Annotated in this window: 13 protein-coding genes; 4 read left to right on the top strand and 9 right to left on the bottom strand. The window is 75.1% G+C overall.

The features are described from left to right. Positions 1–119 precede the first annotated feature (119 nt). From ACIRPH_RS02065 to ACIRPH_RS02040, 6 genes are read right to left on the bottom strand one after another with little or no spacing between them, the layout of a single operon-like run. Positions 120–740 (bottom strand): bifunctional 4-hydroxy-2-oxoglutarate aldolase/2-dehydro-3-deoxy-phosphogluconate aldolase, encoded by a 621-nt coding sequence (locus ACIRPH_RS02065; protein WP_402908208.1) that lies wholly within the window; start codon positions 738–740, stop codon positions 120–122. Beyond that, complete coding sequence (locus tag ACIRPH_RS02060; RefSeq protein WP_402908206.1) at positions 737–2,194, bottom strand: mannitol dehydrogenase family protein; 1,458 nt, start codon at positions 2,192–2,194, stop codon at positions 737–739. The genes ACIRPH_RS02065 and ACIRPH_RS02060 overlap by 4 nt, the downstream gene beginning before the upstream one ends. Further along, on the bottom strand, positions 2,191–3,132 hold the full coding sequence (locus tag ACIRPH_RS02055) for a PfkB family carbohydrate kinase (RefSeq protein ID WP_402908204.1): 942 nt from the start codon (positions 3,130–3,132) through the stop codon (positions 2,191–2,193). The genes ACIRPH_RS02060 and ACIRPH_RS02055 overlap by 4 nt, the downstream gene beginning before the upstream one ends. Continuing rightward, positions 3,129–4,340, bottom strand: a complete 1,212-nt coding sequence (gene manD, locus ACIRPH_RS02050; protein WP_402908202.1) for a D-mannonate dehydratase ManD — start codon at positions 4,338–4,340, stop codon at positions 3,129–3,131. Before manD ends, ACIRPH_RS02055 begins: the two co-directional genes overlap by 4 nt. Beyond that, positions 4,337–5,410 (bottom strand): L-idonate 5-dehydrogenase, encoded by a 1,074-nt coding sequence (locus tag ACIRPH_RS02045; RefSeq protein ID WP_402908200.1) that lies wholly within the window; start codon positions 5,408–5,410, stop codon positions 4,337–4,339. Before ACIRPH_RS02045 ends, manD begins: the two co-directional genes overlap by 4 nt. Continuing rightward, positions 5,407–6,789, bottom strand: coding sequence for an MFS transporter (locus ACIRPH_RS02040; RefSeq protein WP_402908198.1), 1,383 nt, complete (start codon positions 6,787–6,789; stop codon positions 5,407–5,409). Before ACIRPH_RS02040 ends, ACIRPH_RS02045 begins: the two co-directional genes overlap by 4 nt. A 127-nt stretch (positions 6,790–6,916) precedes the next feature. Between ACIRPH_RS02040 and ACIRPH_RS02035 the strand changes: the two genes are divergently transcribed. From ACIRPH_RS02035 to ACIRPH_RS02025, 3 genes are all read left to right on the top strand, one after another. Beyond that, positions 6,917–7,648, top strand: coding sequence for a GntR family transcriptional regulator (locus tag ACIRPH_RS02035; RefSeq protein ID WP_402908196.1), 732 nt, complete (start codon positions 6,917–6,919; stop codon positions 7,646–7,648). 341 nt (positions 7,649–7,989) lie between these two features. Beyond that, entirely contained in the window at positions 7,990–8,919 is a 930-nt protein-coding gene (locus tag ACIRPH_RS02030) for an alpha/beta hydrolase (protein WP_402908194.1), read from the top strand. Between the two features lie 226 nt (positions 8,920–9,145). After that, positions 9,146–10,015, top strand: a complete 870-nt coding sequence (locus tag ACIRPH_RS02025; RefSeq protein WP_402908192.1) for an NAD(P)H-binding protein — start codon at positions 9,146–9,148, stop codon at positions 10,013–10,015. Between the two features lie 165 nt (positions 10,016–10,180). On the opposite strand, the gene ACIRPH_RS02020 is transcribed toward ACIRPH_RS02025, so the two are convergent. Both ACIRPH_RS02020 and ACIRPH_RS02015 read right to left on the bottom strand, forming a co-directional pair. Then, positions 10,181–11,455: an ArgE/DapE family deacylase gene (locus ACIRPH_RS02020; protein WP_402908190.1), complete on the bottom strand. Its 1,275-nt coding sequence runs from the start codon at positions 11,453–11,455 to the stop codon at positions 10,181–10,183. Between the two features lie 32 nt (positions 11,456–11,487). After that, the gene (locus ACIRPH_RS02015) at positions 11,488–12,804 is read right to left on the bottom strand and encodes an MFS transporter (protein WP_402908188.1); all 1,317 of its coding nucleotides are present in this window, start codon (positions 12,802–12,804) and stop codon (positions 11,488–11,490) included. Positions 12,805–13,020: 216 nt separating this feature from the next. On the opposite strand from ACIRPH_RS02015, the gene ACIRPH_RS02010 reads away from it, so the two are divergent. After that, a complete protein-coding gene (locus ACIRPH_RS02010; RefSeq protein ID WP_402908187.1) occupies positions 13,021–14,187 on the top strand; it encodes a helix-turn-helix domain-containing protein in 1,167 nt (388 codons plus the stop codon). 27 nt (positions 14,188–14,214) lie between these two features. Here ACIRPH_RS02010 and ACIRPH_RS02005 read toward each other — a convergent pair whose 3' ends face one another. Beyond that, complete coding sequence (locus ACIRPH_RS02005; RefSeq protein ID WP_402908185.1) at positions 14,215–15,381, bottom strand: helix-turn-helix domain-containing protein; 1,167 nt, start codon at positions 15,379–15,381, stop codon at positions 14,215–14,217. Positions 15,382–15,631: the final 250 nt, after the last annotated feature.

Here is a 15,631-nt window from a genome sequence, read left to right as displayed (position 1 = left end):
CGGGCCCCGGGCCCGGTCCCGCCGCCACCGTCCCGAGGCCCCGGAAGGGGCGTCCGCGACGGCGGCGGGTCCGCCGGATCGCCGGCCGGGGCCGCCGCCGCCTCCGGCCGGGCGCCGGGTCAGCGGAGCGCGGCCGCCCCGGCGGCGAGCCGGGTGACGCGCTCCCAGTCCCCGTCCCGGACCGCGTCCGGCGGGGTGAGCCAGCTCCCGCCCACGCACGCCGCGTTGGGCGCCGCCAGGTAGTCGGCGGCGCTGTCGGCCGTGATCCCGCCCGTCGGGCAGAACACGACGTCGGGGACCGGCCCGGCCACCGCCCGGAGGAACCCCGGGCCCAGGACCGAGGCGGGGAAGGCCTTCTGCGCCAGGAACCCCTCCTCCCTGGCCGCCAGGACCTCGCTCACGGTCGCCACCCCGGGCAGGGCGGCGACCCCGCTCCGGGCGAGGTGCCGCAGCAGTCCCGGCGTGGTGCCCGGGGTGACGAGGAAGTCGGCCCCGGCCTCGACGGCGGCGTCCGCCTGCCGGGGCGTGAGCACCGTCCCGACCCCCACGAGCATGTCGGGCACCCCGCGGGCGACCGCGCGGACGGCGGCGAGGGCCCCGGGGGTGCGCAGGGTGAGTTCGACGATTCCCACACCGCCCGCCAGGAGCGCCTCCGCCAGGGGGACGGCCCGACCGGGGTCCTCGACCGTGACCACGGGGATGACCGGTGAGCGGTCCAGGACGGCGTCCGTTCGCGTCACAGCGCGATCTCCTCGGCCAGCGCGCGGGCGTCCGCGGCGTCGATGATTCCGTACCAGTGGGCCACGAGCCCGGTGAAGAGCCCGTCGGTGACGAGCTCCCCGGGGAAGATCCCCGCCTCCATCAGCCGGGGGACCACGTCCGCCGCACGCCTGCGGTCGGGCAGCAGTCCGGCCAGGACGGCGGCCAGGGGGTCCTCCACGCGGGGGCCGGCCGCGGCGACGTGGTGCATCCAGGCCGCCACCGCCAGGGCGCTCCAGCGGGGCTCCCCTCCCCGGTCCAGCACCGCCCGGACCGTGGGGAGCAGGCGCGGACCGATCTTCTGGGAGCCGTCGGCCGCGACCTTGGCGGTCGTGTGGCCCAGGGCGGGGTTGGCGAACCGGGCCAGGACCGACTCCGCGTAGGCGGGGCCGTCGAGCCCGTCCGGCAGGCGCAGCGAGGGCAGGGCCTCCTCGTGGACGAGCCGGTGCACGGCCTGCGCCGCTGCGGGGTCCGCGGCGCACGCGGCGACGGTGCGGTGCCCGAGGGCGAGCCCCAGGTAGGCGAGCAGCGAGTGGCCGGCGTTGAGGACGCGGAGCTTGGCCTCCTCCCAGGGGCGGACGTCGCCGGTCAGGAGCGCCCCGGCGCGCTCCCACGGGGGCCGGGCCGCCGCGAAGCGGTCCTCGACCACCCACTGGCGGAAGGGCTCGGCGATCACGGCGGCCTCGTCGCGCAGGCCCAGGGCCCCCTCGACCAGGCCGAGGTCCTCCGCCGTGGTCGCCGGGACCATCCGGTCGACCATCGTGTCGGGGAAGGAGACCGACCCCGCCGCCCAGGCGCGCAGCCGCTCCCCCTCGGCCCCGGGCAGGGCGTCGGCGAAGTCCGCGACCAGCGACCCCAGGCGGCCCCCGTTCCCGGACAGGTTGTCGCAGGAGACCACGGAGACGGGGCCCGCGTCGCGGAGCATGCGCAGCTGGAGGCCCCGCGCGATCCGGCCGACCGCGGTGAGCGGGGGAGCGCCCTCCAGGTCCGCGCGCACCGCCGGGTCCCGCACGTCCAGGCGCCCGGTCAGGGGGTCGGCCCGGTAGCCCTTCTCGGTGACGGTGAGGGTCACGACCCGGGTGTCCGGGGCCGCGACGCGCTCCACCACGGCCAGGGGGTCGCGCGGCCCGGCGAGCGTCTCGGTGACGGCGCAGACCACGCGGGCGGCCCCGCTCCCGGGGCCGCGCTCCGTGACGGTGAACAGCCCGTCCTGGGGGGCCATCTGCTCCCACACGCGCGCCGAGCGCCCGGTCACCGCGCTGATCCCCCAGGAGGTGTCCCCGGAGGCCAGCATGGCGTCCTCGGTGTAGACGGCCGTGTGGGCGCGGAAGAAGGCCCCCGCGCCGAGGTGGACCACCCCGGTGCGCAGGGCCCCGCGGTCCAGGGACGGGGAGCGCCCGGAGCGGACGAGCGAGTCCAGGGTCAGTCTGCTCATCGCCGTGCCCCCGTCCGCCCGGCGTGGGCGCGCGCCTGCTCCAGGGTGGGCAGCAGCCCCGTCCCGCCTCGTCCGCCCACGTTGAGGCTGGCGACGGCGGCGGCGAGCCGGGCGGCGTCCGCGAAGCCGTCGCCCAGGACCATGCGTGCGGCCAGGGTCCCCAGGAACGCGTCCCCGGCGCCGGTCTGGTCCAGGACCACGGGCGCCGGGACCGCGTCGACCCAGGTCTCGCCCTCCGCGGTGGCCAGGTGCACGCCGCGCGAGCCGCACGTCACCGCGACGTGCCGGGTCCCCGCCTCCAGGAGGAGCCGGGCGGCCTCCGCGGGGGAGGCGCTCCCCAGCAGGGACGAGGTCTCCCCCGGATGGGAGGGGGTGACGAGGTGGGCGAGGGGCGCGAACTCGGCCAGGACCGCGGCAGCGGCCTCCCGCGTGGTCAGCGCCGGCCGGTGGTTGGGGTCGAACACGAACCTGCGGGCCAGGCGCGCCGCGGCCCGGACGGCCTCGTGCGCGCTCCCGGAGACGGCGCAGGCGATGCCCGAGGCCACGACCGCCCCGGCGGCGGACAGGGCCCGTTCGTCCAGGTCGGCGGGGCACAGCGTCGAGCCGACGCTTCCGCCGCGGGCGTAGGAGAACGCCCGCTCCCCCTCGGGGTCGCTGTGGACCAGGTAGACGCCCTGCTGTCCGGGGCGGAAGCGCAGCAGCGCCGTGGAGACCCCCAGTTCGGCGACGCGGTCGGCGATCGACCGGCCCAGGGGGTCGTCGGTCAGGACCGCGGCCAGGCCGGTCCGGGCCCCGGCCCGGGCGGCCGCCGCGGCGACGTTGAGGGCGTCGCCGGACACCCCGAGGCGGGCGGGGACCCCGTGGGCCACCGGTTCGTCGGTGGCCACCTCCAGGAGGATCTCCCCCAGGACGACGACGTCGAGTCCGTGGGCGCTCACCAGTCGTGCACCGTTCCGTCCAGACGCCGGTTGACCGGCAGGTACCGGGGGTCGTAGGGGTGGCGGGAGGCCGCCTCCTCGTCGAACTCCACGCCGAGGCCCGGCGCCTCGCCCGGGTGCATGTACCCGTCGGAGAAGGTGTAACCGGTGCGGAACACCTCCTCGAAGGGGCCCGTGTGGCCCATGTACTCCTGGATGCCGAAGTTGGGGATGCTCAGGTCGACGTGCAGCGCCGCCGCCATGGCGATCGGCGACAGGTCCCCGGCGCCGTGGGACCCCGACCGCACCCCGTACAGGTCCGCGAGCGAGAACACGCGGCGCAGGTGGGTGATGCCCCCGGTGTGGGAGACCGAGGTGCGGATGTAGTCGATGAGCCGTTCGGTGATCAGCTGCTGGCAGTCCCAGACCGAGTTGAAGACCTCGCCGACCGCGACGGGGGTGGTGGTGTGCTGCCGGATCAGCCGGAAGGCCGACTGGTCCTCCGCGGGCGTCGGGTCCTCCATCCAGAACGGCCGGTAGGGTTCGAGCGCCGCGCCCAGGCGGCCCGCCTCGATCGGGCTGAGCCGGTGGTGGACGTCGTGGAGCACGTGCACGCCGTAGCCGAACTCCTCGCGGACGCGCCGGAGCATCTCCGGTGCGAAGTCGAGGTAGAGCGAGGTCTCCCAGGAGTCCTCCTGGGGCCGGTTGGCGTTGGCGGGCTCGTACACCCGGCCGCCGGCCCCCGCGATGCCGTAGGTCTTGTCCAGGCCGGGCACCGCCGCCTGGACGCGGATCGCCTTGTACCCCAGGTCGAGGTGGCGCTGGAAGTCCTGGGACAGGTCGTCGAGCGAGGAGCCGCTGGCGTGGCCGTAGACCATGACGCCGTCGCGGGCGGCGCCGCCGAGCAGCTGGTAGACGGGCATGCCGGCGGCCTTGCCCTTGATGTCCCACAGGGCCACGTCCACGGCCGCGATCGCGGTCATCGTGACCGGGCCGCGCCGCCAGTAGGCGCCCTTGTAGAGGTACTGCCAGGTGTCCTCGATGCGGCGCGCGTCGCGGCCGACGAGGAGCGGGCACAGGTGGTCGCGCAGGTAGGAGGCGACCGACAGCTCGCGTCCGTTCAGGGTGGCGTCGCCGACGCCGGTCACGCCGTCCTCGGTCTCGATGACCAGGGTGACGTAGTTGCGGCCGGGGGAGGAGACGACGACGCGCGCGTCCGTGATCTTCACAGGTGGTCCTTCCGGGGGTGTGCGGGGTCGGTGGGGGCGGGGTCCGGGCCGAAGCGCAGCATGACCTTGCTGCTTCCCGAGGCGGGGTCGGCGGCGACCCGCATCGCCTCCTCGGCGCGGTCCAGGGGGAAAGTGTGGGTCATCAGCGGGCGGACGTCGAGGCCCCCGGCCATCGCGGTGAGGGCGTCGTCGATCTCGTGGGAGAAGCGGTAGGAGCCCTTCCACGTGATCTCCCTGGTGACGAGGTCGCCCAGGACCGCGGCGGCCTCCATGCCGGGGAGGTTGCCCACCTGGACGACCGTCCCGCCCCGGGCGGTCGAGCGCAGCACGGGGCCGAGCGCCCCCGGCGCCCCGGAGGCCTCGACGACGATTTCGGCGTCCTCGGGGAGCGGCTCGCCCAGCGAGACGTCGCACAGCCCGTCCGCGCCCATGGCCCGGGCGACCGCCAGAGAGGCGGGACTGATGTCGGCCACGGTGACCCGTCCGGCCCCGGCGTGCTTGAGGGCCGCGACCACGAGGCAGCCGATGGGCCCGGCCCCGTTCACGGTGACGTCCCTGCCGGCGACGTCGCCGGCGCGGGACACGGCGTGCAGGGCCACGGCCAGGGGCTCGGCCAGGGCCCCCTCGCGGGTGCCGACCCCCGCGGGGAGGGGGCGCAGCCGGTCGGCGCGCACGGCCCGGAACTCGCTGAAGCCGCCGTCGGTGTGCGGGTGGAACGCGGCCGATCCGAAGTACCGCACCCGCGGGTACAGGTTGGTGCGCCCGGCCAGCCTCTCGGGCATGCGCCCGTCGCCGACGGGTTCGGCCGGGTGCACGGTGACGGGCAGGCCCTCCTCGACGCCGCTCACGCCCGGGCCGACCCGGGCGACGCGTCCGGCGATCTCGTGTCCCAGGACCAGGGGGTCGCGCAGGACGGCGGTGCCGGAGCGCCCGTGGCGCCAGTAGGCGAGGTCGGACCCGCAGATCCCGCCCCATTCGACGGCGACGACCACGTGCCCCTCCGGGGCGACGGGGTCGGGGCGCTCGTCGACCCGCAGGTCTCCGGCCCCGTGGACGGTCACGGCCCTCATACGGCGTCCTCCAGTCGGACCAGGTCGCGTCCGCGCACCTCGGGCATGAGGTACGTCGAGACGAGCGTGATCAGCGAGTAGGCGATGATCATGGCGGCCAGGGGCCACCAGGACCCTGTCACGGCGGTGAGCGTCGCGGCGAGCACCGGGCCGATGGCCGTGGCGAGGACGCCCCCGATCTCCTTGGCCAGGGCCAGCTGGGTGAAGCGGGTGCGCGCCCCGAACAGCTCGGCCATGGTGACGCTCTCCACGGAGAACAGGCCGAGGACCGAGAGGTTGAGCCCGACGACCATCGCGACGGTCACGAGGACGACGTCCCCGGAGTCGATCATCAGCATCATGGGCACGGCGAAGAGCATGCTCGCGACGGTGAGGCAGAAGTAGAGGGGTCGGCGGCCGAAGCGGTCGCCCAGCACGCCGACCAGGGGGACGGTGACGAACCCGAGCAGGGAGCCGTACACGATGGCGGAGGTGCCGACCGAGCCGTCCATCAGCAGGGTGGCGCTGAGGTAGCCGACCAGGAACGTCTGCACGATGCCGGAGTTGCCCGCCTGGCCGAAGCGCAGGCCCAGGGCGATCAGGAAGGCGCGGCCCTTGCGCTGGTGGAGCGCGGCCTCCAGGGTGCCCTTGTCCTTCTGGACGGCGGTGGCCGCGAGTTCCTCGCGGGACATGGCCACGCCGTCGACAATGTCCTCGCGCTGCTCGAAGACGGGGCTCTCCTTGACGGAGTGGCGGATCCACAGGGCCAGGAGCAGGAGGAGGGAGCTGGCCAGGAACGGGATGCGCCAGCCCCAGGCCAGCAGTTCGGCCTCGGAGAGGGCGAACACCAGGACGGCCCAGATCGCCGAGGCTGCCAGGGTGCCGGAGTTGGTCCCCAGGCACACCAGGGAGGCGATGAACCCCCGCCGCCGCGCGGGCGCGTACTCCGCGAGCATCACCGTGGCGCCCGCGATCTCGGCGCCCGCGCCGAAGCCCTGCGCCAGCCGCAGGCACACGAGCATGATCGGGGCCAGGAGCCCCACCTGCTGGTAGGTCGGCAGGGCGCCGATCAGCGTGGTGGAGACGCCCATGAGCGCGACGGTGATGAACAGGACCTTCTTCGGCCCGAGGCGGTCGCCCATCCGGCCGAAGTAGACCGCTCCGGCGAGGCGGGCGACGTACCCGACGCCGTAGGTTCCCATCGCCGCGATCAGGCCGATCGCCGGGTTGAGGTCGGGGAAGAAGATCTGGTTGAAGACCAGGGCGGCGGCCAGGGAGTAGAGCTGGAAGTCCATGAACTCCATGGCTGTTCCGAGCCATCCGGAGACCGAGGCCTTCGTGAGGTCCCGTGTGCTGCGTTCGCCCCGTCCCACGGGGGTGGGAGGCGCCTGTTCGGTCATGGGAGGTTCCTTCGTCGGGCGGCTTCGATCTGCGGTGACATCGCCGGGAAACCGGGTGTGAACGTCGTGGCAACTGGCATACAAGCACTGGTATACCAGTGGCGTCAATGGCGGTAGACTTCCGGACATGGCTGACGACACCCGATCCGGGGGACCCCTGCTGTCCGCGCGGGACCGCACCTTGGACACCCTCCGTCGCGCGGTCATCACCCTGGAGCTCAAGCCCGGGGCACCGCTGTCGGAGAACGAGCTCGCCGCCGAGCTCGCGGTGAGCCGCACGCCCGTGCGCGAGAGCCTCATCCTCCTGCGGGAGGAGGGGCTGGTGGAGGTGTACCCGCAGGTCGGGAGCTTCGTCTCGCTCGTGGACCCCGAACGCGTCGCCCAGGCGCAGTTCATCCGGGAGGCGGTCGAGTGCACCTCCCTCGCCCAGGCACGGCCCCCCTTCTCGCCCGAGCACGTCGACGACCTGAGGGCCAACCTCCGGGCGCAGCACGACGCGGAGGCCGCCGGGGACCACGACCGGTTCTTCGAGCTGGACGAGGAGTTCCACCGGGCCCTCCTGGCCCTGGCCGGGCACGAGAGCGCCTGGGGGACGGTGAACGCGGCCAAGGCCCACCTGGACCGCGCGCGCAGGCTGAGCCTGATCGACACCCGGCCGATGGGGCAGCTCGCCGAGCAGCACACGCAGGTGGTGGACGCGATCGAGGCGGGCGACCTCGACGACGCGGTCCGGGCGCTCCGCTCGCACCTGCGCGCCGTCTTCGAGGACGTCGAGCGCATCCGGGCGGTCTCGCCCGAGTACTTCTCGGACGGGCGCCCCCGGCGCCCGGTCCGGCGGACCGTGTCCTCGCTGAGGTAGGGGCGCTCCCGCGCCGGTCGGGGCACGGGTCCGGACGGCTCTCCCGCGCCGGGGTGGGACGCGGGGCCCCGCACCGGGAGGCCCGCGGGCCCGGGCCGCGCTCCCGCGCCGGTCGGTGGACGCGAACCGTCCCCGGGCCGCGCGACCGCACGGCACCCCGTCCGGCACGGAACGGACCGTGCCCGCGCACCGGTCCGCAGGGGTCCCGGGCCCCGGGAACGGGTACGCGGAAGGGGCGGGCACCGGAGCCGGTGACCGGTCGCGGGCCCGGCGGACGCGGGCAGTAGGTTGGCGGTGACGAGGCGGGGCCGCGTGTGAGCGGCGGTCGACGGGAGCGGTCCATGGAACTGGCGAGGGTGCACCCCGAACTGCGGCAGGCGGTGAAGCGGGTACCCGTCCTGCCCCTGCACCGGCCCCGGCTGCGCAACCTGCTCAGGGCGGCCCAGCGAGGTCTGGGCCGCGACGCGGTCGTCGACGGCGTCCGGTTCCGGGACCTGTCCGAGGACGGCGTCGACGTGCGGGTCTACGAGCCGGAGGCCGGCGCGTCCGGCGCCGGGCTGCTGTGGATCCACGGCGGGGGGCTGGTCATCGGCCGGCCCTCGCAGGACGACCGGTTCTGCTCCACCGCCGCGCGCGACACGGGCGTCGTCGTGGTCTCGGTCGACTACCGGCTCGCGCCGGAGCACCCCTTCCCGGCCGCGGCCGACGACTGCGTCGCCGCCTGGGACTGGTTCCAGCGCTCGTGCGAACGGTTCGGGGTGGACGCGGACCGGATCGTCGTCGGCGGGCAGAGCGCGGGCGGCGGGCTCGCCGCGTGCCTGGTGCAGAGGCTCCACGACCGCGGCGGGGCGCAGCCCCGCGCGCAGCTGCTCGGCTGCCCGATGCTCGACGACCGGACCGCGGCCCGGACCGAGCTGGACGGCGAGCGGCACTGGGTCTGGAACAACCGCCTGAACCGGTTCGGCTGGCGCGCCTACCTGGGCGGGGAGCCCGGGGGCGAGACCGAGCCCTACGCCGTGGCCGCCCGGCGCGACGACCTCCGGGGCCTGCCCCCGGCGTGGATCGGCGTGGGCGACATCGACCTGTTCTTCGAGGAGGCCACCGGCTACGCGCGGCGGCTGCGCGAGGCGGGGGTGGACTGCGAGTTCGAGGTCGCCCCCGGCGCGCCCCACGGCTTCGAGGCCTGGGCCCCCGACGCCCCTGTGTCCGAGGACTTCTCCCGCCGGAGCAGGGGGTGGCTCGCCCGGGTGGTCTCGGCCGGGGAGGCGTAGCGCTCTCCGGCGGCGCGGGCCCGGAGCGCGGGACCCGCGGTCGGCGGCGCCGGAGCCGCCGACGGGCGGTCCGGGCCTCCTGCCGGTCCCCGTCGAAGCCGGGGACCCCGGGGCCGCCGGACCGATCCGGCGGCCTCCCGTGTTGCGGACGGATTCCGTCCGCGACCCCTCGTAGCGTGCGAGGCGGACCGCGACCCCGCGGTGCACGAGCACGAGGAGACACCTGATGCGCATCGCCGTGACCACCCCCACCGGCACCGTGGGCCGCCACGTCGTCAACGGCCTCGTCCGGGCCGGGGCGCGCCCGCTGCTGCTCATGCGCGACCCGGCCCGCCTCGACCCGGCCCTCGCCGGCCTGGTGGACCCGGTCGCCGTGGACCAGGGCGACGAGGCCGCGGTCGTGGCCGCGACCGCGGGCGTCGACACCCTGTTCTGGGTCGATCCGCCCACGCACACGGACGACCCGGTCGCCGCGTACGCCCGCTTCGGCTCCCACGCCGCGCGCGCCGTCAAGGCCAACGGGATCCGCCGCGTCGTCTTCCTGAGCAGTGTGGGCGCGGAGCGCCGCTCGGGCGCGGGGGAGATCGACGGGCTGGCCCGCACCGAGCAGCTGCTGGACGGGACCGACGCGGACGTGACGCACCTGAGGTGCGGATTCTTCTTCAGCAACCTGCTGATGGAGCTGGACTCCATCCGCTCCGGCGCCATCCGGGTCGTGCTGCCGGTGGACCACCCGATGCCGTGGGTCGCGCCGCGCGACATCGCCGAGGTGGCCGTGGGCCGCCTCCTCAACCCCGGGTGGACCGGCCGGGTCGTCCAGGCCGTGCACGGCCCCGCCGACCTGTCCTGGGAGCAGGCCGCGGCGGTCGTCACCGACGTCACCGGCCGTCCCGTGCGGGCGGAGCGCATCGCCGACGAGCGGATGCGCGACACCCTCGCGGGGGCGGGCCTGGGCCCCGGCCTGGTCGAGGCGGTGATGGGCATGTCCACCGGGCTGCGCGACGGCTTCAGGCCGGAGCAGTCGCGCACCGCGGCGACCACGACGCCGACCACCCTGGCCGCGTGGTGCCAGGACGAGCTGCGACCCCTTCTCTGAGGGGCCGTCTCCCGGGCGCTCCCCGGAGGACGCGTGGCCGCCCCCCGTGCCGGGGCCGCGACGGGGCCGCCCGGAGGACGGCGGGGGCGCGCCCGGGGGCGGCGCGTGCCCGCCCGCCCCGCCCCGGGCCGCCCGCCGACGCGGGCGGTCCGGGACGGGCGGACGCTACCCCTGCGTGGTGCCGCACCAGTCGGCGATGAACAGGGCGATGCTCTTGGTGATCCGCCGGACGGACTCCACCTCCACGCGCTCGTCGAACCCGTGGATGGCCTCGGAGACGGGGCCGTAGACGAGGGTGGGGATGTCGCCGTAGAGCGTGAAGACGCGGCCGTCCAGGTAGCCGGGGGTCGTGAAGCTCCGGAGCTCGGACCCGAACACCCGCTCGTGGGACCGGGCGAGCACGGCCTCGGCCTCACCGCCCTCCTCCAGGACGTAGCCCTCGGCGTAGAACCCGGTCCGGGTGGCCACGGCGGAGACCGGGTGGCCCTGGGCGTCGGACGTGACGGACTCCAGCGCGCCGGTCAGCTCCTCCCACGCCTGGTCGGCGGTGACGCCCGGGTAGAGGGCGGCCCGCACCTCGATCTCGCACCAGGCGGGCACGCTGGACGGCCAGTCGCCGCCCCTGATCGTGCCCAGGTTGAAGTTGATCGGGTGGTCGAGGTCCTCGAAGTGGCGGTGGGAGCCCCGTTCGGCGTTCCACCGCTCCTCCACACGGCGCAGCTCGCCCATCACGTGGTGGGCGGCGTCGATGGCGTTGAAACCGGAGCTCATCTCGCGCGGGTGCGTGGGGACGCCCGCCACGCGGACCGTGAACCAGATGACCCCCGTGTTCGCGCGGACGAGCATGTCCTCCTCGGGCTCGGGGATGACGACGGCGTCCGCCGTGTACCCGCGCATGAGCGCGGACAGCGACCCGTTGCCCGTGCACTCCTCCTCGACCACCGACTGGAAGTGGATGGGAGCGGCGGGGGAGAGGCCCGCGGCGCGGACCGCGTCGAACGCGAACAGGTTGGCGACCAGGCCCGCCTTCATGTCCCCGCTGCCCCGGCCGTGGAGCCAGCCGTCGATGACGGGTGCGTCCCACGGGGAGCGCGACCACGCCTCCTCCGGGCCCTCGGGGACGACGTCCACGTGCCCGTTGAGGATGAGGGACCGCCCCGTGTGCTCGGTCGGCCGGTAGGTGCCGACCACGTTCGTCACGCCCTCGTAGGAGACCGTGCTCGGCCCGTAGCCCACGTGCTCGGAGAGCTGTGCGGCGTCCAGCTCCCACCGGTCCATCGTGAGGCCGCGCCGCTCCATCTCGGCGTACAGCAGGTCCTGGGCGGAGCCCTCGCGGGTGCGCAGGGACGGGTGGCGGACCAGTTCGGCCGTCAGCTCCAGCTGGGCGTCGAAGGCCGCGTCGACCGCGTCGCAGATCCTGCGGGCATCGTCGGCGTGCATGGGGTGGTTCCTCTCGTTCGGGGCGGTGCGGTTCAGGAGACGATGGACTTGTCGGTGATGCGCAGGCGCTCCCCGTAGGCGCCGCCGACCGCCGAGAGGAGCGCGATCACGACGAGGATGAGCGCGGCGGACCAGGAGGCGTTTCCGGAGGCGGCGAGGAAGGCGGTGGCGATCAGGGGCAGGAACCCGGTCAGCGCCCCCGCGAGGTTGTAGCCCAGGGAGACCCCGCTGTAGCGCAGGTGCGGCGGGAACAGGTCGGTGAGCAGGGCGCCGGTGACGGCGTAGGCGATGGTCACCAGGGCGATGCCGGCCGTGACCGCGAGGACGATGGCCAGGGGGTCCCGTGTGTCGATGAGCCAGAACAGAGGGAAGGCCGCGGCGGCGGTCGCCAGCGAGCCCGCCACGGTCATGCGGCCCGGCCCGAAGCGCTCGGCCAGGCGCCCGGCGAACACGGTGACGACGATCTGGAGGACGGCGGCGACCAGGGTGGCGTTGACCATGACGCTCCGGTCGACGCCCAGGGTGTTGGTGCCGTAGCTGACCACGAACGTGGTGATCATGTAGAACCCGCCGACGCCCAGCAGGGCCGCGGCGACGGCGACCAGCAGACGGCCGCCCGCCTGGCGGAAGACGTCCAGGGCGGGGATCCTGGAGCGCTCCTCCTGCTCGACGAGGTCCTGGAAGATGGGCGACTCCTCGACCTTGAGGCGGATGTACAGGGCGATGCCCAGGAGCGGGAACGCGGCGAGGAACGGCAGGCGCCACCCCCAGGCGTCGAAGGACTCGCCGGGCAGCATCAGGACGAGGGCGAACGCGCCGGAGGAGACGAGCGTGCCCACGGGGGAGCCGACCTGCACCAGGGCGGCGAACCGGCCGCGGGTCTCGATCGGGGCGTGCTCGACGGCGATGGTCACGGCGCCGCCCCACTCCCCGCCGACGGCCAGCCCCTGGAGGAGCCGCAGCACGGTGAGCATGACGGGCGCCGCCAGGCCGATGGAGCCGAAGTCGGGCAGCAGGCCGATCAGCCCGGTGGCGCAGCCGATCATGACGATCGTCGTGAGCAGGGCCGGCCGCCTGCCGAAGCGGTCGCCCATGTACCCGAAGAGCAGGGCGCCCAGGGGGCGTGCGGCGAACCCGACCCCGAAGGTGGCGAACGCGGCGAGCGTGGCCGCCGTGCTGTCCAGCTCCGTGAAGAAGAGCCGGTTGAACACCAGGGCGGCGGCGGTGCCGAAGAGGAAGTAGTCGTACCACTCCAGCGCGGTGCCGACGAACGCCGCCCAGGCGATGCGTGAGGCGTCCGCTCCGGAGACGGTCCCGGTTCCGCCGGGGGGCTGTGCTGGGGAGTCCATTGGGGGCCTTTCGTTCGGCGGTGCTCTGCTCGGCACCCCTCGTCGGTTCACCGGATGTGCCGTCTCCCAACGGGAGCGGGCGCATGGGGAGCGGGGGCGGCGTGGCGCCGCCCCCGCTGGTAGTCCATGATCAGGGGGATCGGGTGACCTGGACAATGGTCATCCCCAACCGCCTCGCGCGTTCGACTGTGTGAACACACAACGAGGAGGATCCCCGTGTCCTGGTCCGAAGAAGGCTCCCCCGGGGCCGTGGCCCTGCGCGCGTGCCTGCGCGAGGTCGACGCCCTCGCCCGCGCCTACCTCCTGGAGGTGCGCGGGGTGACCGGGTACCCGGAGGCGGCGATCGCCGACGAGGAGCTGCTGGCCACCGCGCGCGAGTCCCTGGAGTACCTCCTGCGGCTGGTGGCCGGGCTGCCCGTGACCTCGGACCGGCGCTCCCTGTCCCGGGAGGTGGGCCGGCGCCGCGCCCGCCAGGGCATCCCGCTGGAGTCCCTGCTGCGCGCGGTGCGGATGGACTTCCGGTTCATCTGGAACGCGTTGCGCGAGCACGTGTCCGACGAGGACCTGGTGGCGTTCGGCGACGGGGTGCTCCCGATCTGGGACGCGGTGGAGCTCCACCTCACCGACGTCCACTCCGGGTACCTCGCGGAGCTGACCGCGATGCGCAGGCAGGCCGAGCATGAGAGGGTCTTCCTGCTGCGCAGCCTGTTCGAGGCGGAGCGGCAGGACCCCCACCTGGTCCGGCAGGTCGCACGGGCCCTGGACGCGGACGCCCGCGACCTGTTCGCCGTCGCGGTCGCCGCGCCCGGCCGCGAGGCCGAGCTGAGGGCCGCCGCCGCCCGCGCGGGGGCGGACGACATGCTCGTGGACCTGGACAGCGAGGTCCTGGCCCTCCTGCGGTGCCCCGACCCGGGCGGCGCGCCCCCCGAGTGGCTGCTCGGCCTGCCCGTGGGGCTCGCGCCCACCGCCCGCGGCGTCGCCGAGATCCCCCGGATGCGCCGCGTCGCCGCCAGGCTCGCCAGGGCGGTGCGACCGGGCGACGGGCGCGCCCTGCTGGTGCGCTCCGACTGGCCCGCCGTCGTCGTCCGCGAGCTCGGCGACGTGGCGGAGGTCCTGGCGGAGGAGGTCCTCGCCCCGCTCGACGGGCTCGCGGAGAGGGAGCGGGCGGCCCTGGTCGAGACGGCCCTGGCGGTGCTGGAGCGGGGGTCGGTCAGCGAGGCGGCGCACGCGCTGTACTGCCACCGCAACACGGTCCTGAACCGCCTGCGCCGGTTCGAGGAGCTGACCGGCAGGAACCCCGCGCGTCCGGGCGACGGCGCGCTCGTCCTGCTGTCCCTGGAGGCGGCGCGCGGACGCGGGGCCGCCGCGGACCCGCCCCCCTGAGACCCGGCACGGGGCCGGCCGGCCCCGTCAGGGCCGGACGGGCAGGTGCTCCGGTGCGAACAGGACCAGGGCGCGCGCCGCCTCGCGGGGGACCGTGAGGTCCAGTCCCGTCACCTCGCGGAAGGCCTGGAGCCTGTTCACCACCGTGTTGCGGTGGCAGTACAGCGACGCCGCGGTGTCCTTGACCGAGCCCGTGGCCGTGTAGTGGGAGAGCGTCTCCATGAGCCTGGCCCTGGGCTCGGGCGCCAGCCGGGCCAGGCGCGCCGCGGCGCCGCCCCCGAACCCCGGCAGCACGCGGCGCACCTGGTCGCCCGCCACCGCGAACCACACGTCGTCCTCCCGGACCAGGCCGTCGCGCTCACCGGCGTAGCGGGACAGGACCCTGGCCGCCCCGACGGCGGCGGGGACCGCGGCCAGCCCGGCCGCGTCGGCGACCAGGCCGCCCGCCACCCCCTCCAGGGAGGCCGCCCACCCGGGTCCGCCGACCTCCCGCACCAGTGCGATCCCGTCGTCGAACTCCCAGCTCAGATGGCGTACCCGCTCGCGCTCCCGGGTGATGCGGCCCTGCGCCCCGCCCCGGACGGCGGAGGGCGCGGCCACGAAGGCGACCTCGAACCGGCCGTGCTCGGGCAGGCCGAGCACGGCCGCCACCTCCGAGGCGACCTCCGCCGACCGCTCCCCGGAGTTGAGCAGGCGGGAGAAGGCCTGCGCGGTCACGGCGCGCGAGTCCCGCTCCAGGACGGCCCGCTCCTCCAGGAAGGCGGCCTGCACGTCGCTGATGTACTCCTCCACCGTCGTCAGGATCTCCTCGGCGTGCAGCACCAGGACCTCCGACGACCCGGGGCCGCCCGCCCGCACCAGCCCCGCCCAGATCACGCGGAAGTCGAGCCGGACCGCCTCCAGCAGCTTCTCCCTGGGGACCCCCTGGCGTGCCCGGCGCACGCCGAGCCGCTCCGGCAGGCCGCGCAGGCGGGCGGGCAGCGGGGCGCCCGCGATCCGGCGGATCAGCATGTCGAGGGTGTCGGAGGCGGTCCTGCGCAGGTCGTCCTCGGGGACCGCGCCGCCGGTGTAGCCGCCGAGGTCCCCCAGACGCCGCAGGAAGTCGTCCACGAGGTTCTCGCGGTCCCCGGCGAGGAGTTCGAGCATCCGCGCCCATGTCGGGGGGCCGGGCGCGGGACCGGGTTCGGTGGTCATCGGGGCCCTTCCGAAAACGTCATCTGGGCGATACATGGGAGAAACGCCAGGGGTCGGCGCCGGAGGGGGCGTGCCGGGAGTTCGCAAACCCACCTCCACCTGGTCCTATTCTGCTCAGTCGGCGGATTTTCCCGCAAGCGGACCGTGATCCCCTGTGCATTCGCACAGTCTGGCGGGGAAATCGTGTGTGAATGCCGATTGAGCTCCGACCTGCGGCGCACCGAGTATGAGCCGAGACACACCGCGCTGT

This window comes from Nocardiopsis sp. NPDC101807 (assembly GCF_044766605.1).
Taxonomy (GTDB): domain Bacteria; phylum Actinomycetota; class Actinomycetes; order Streptosporangiales; family Streptosporangiaceae; genus Nocardiopsis; species Nocardiopsis tropica.
Note: the sequence above shows the minus strand (reverse complement) of the source record. Positions and strands in the feature narration are given on the sequence as shown.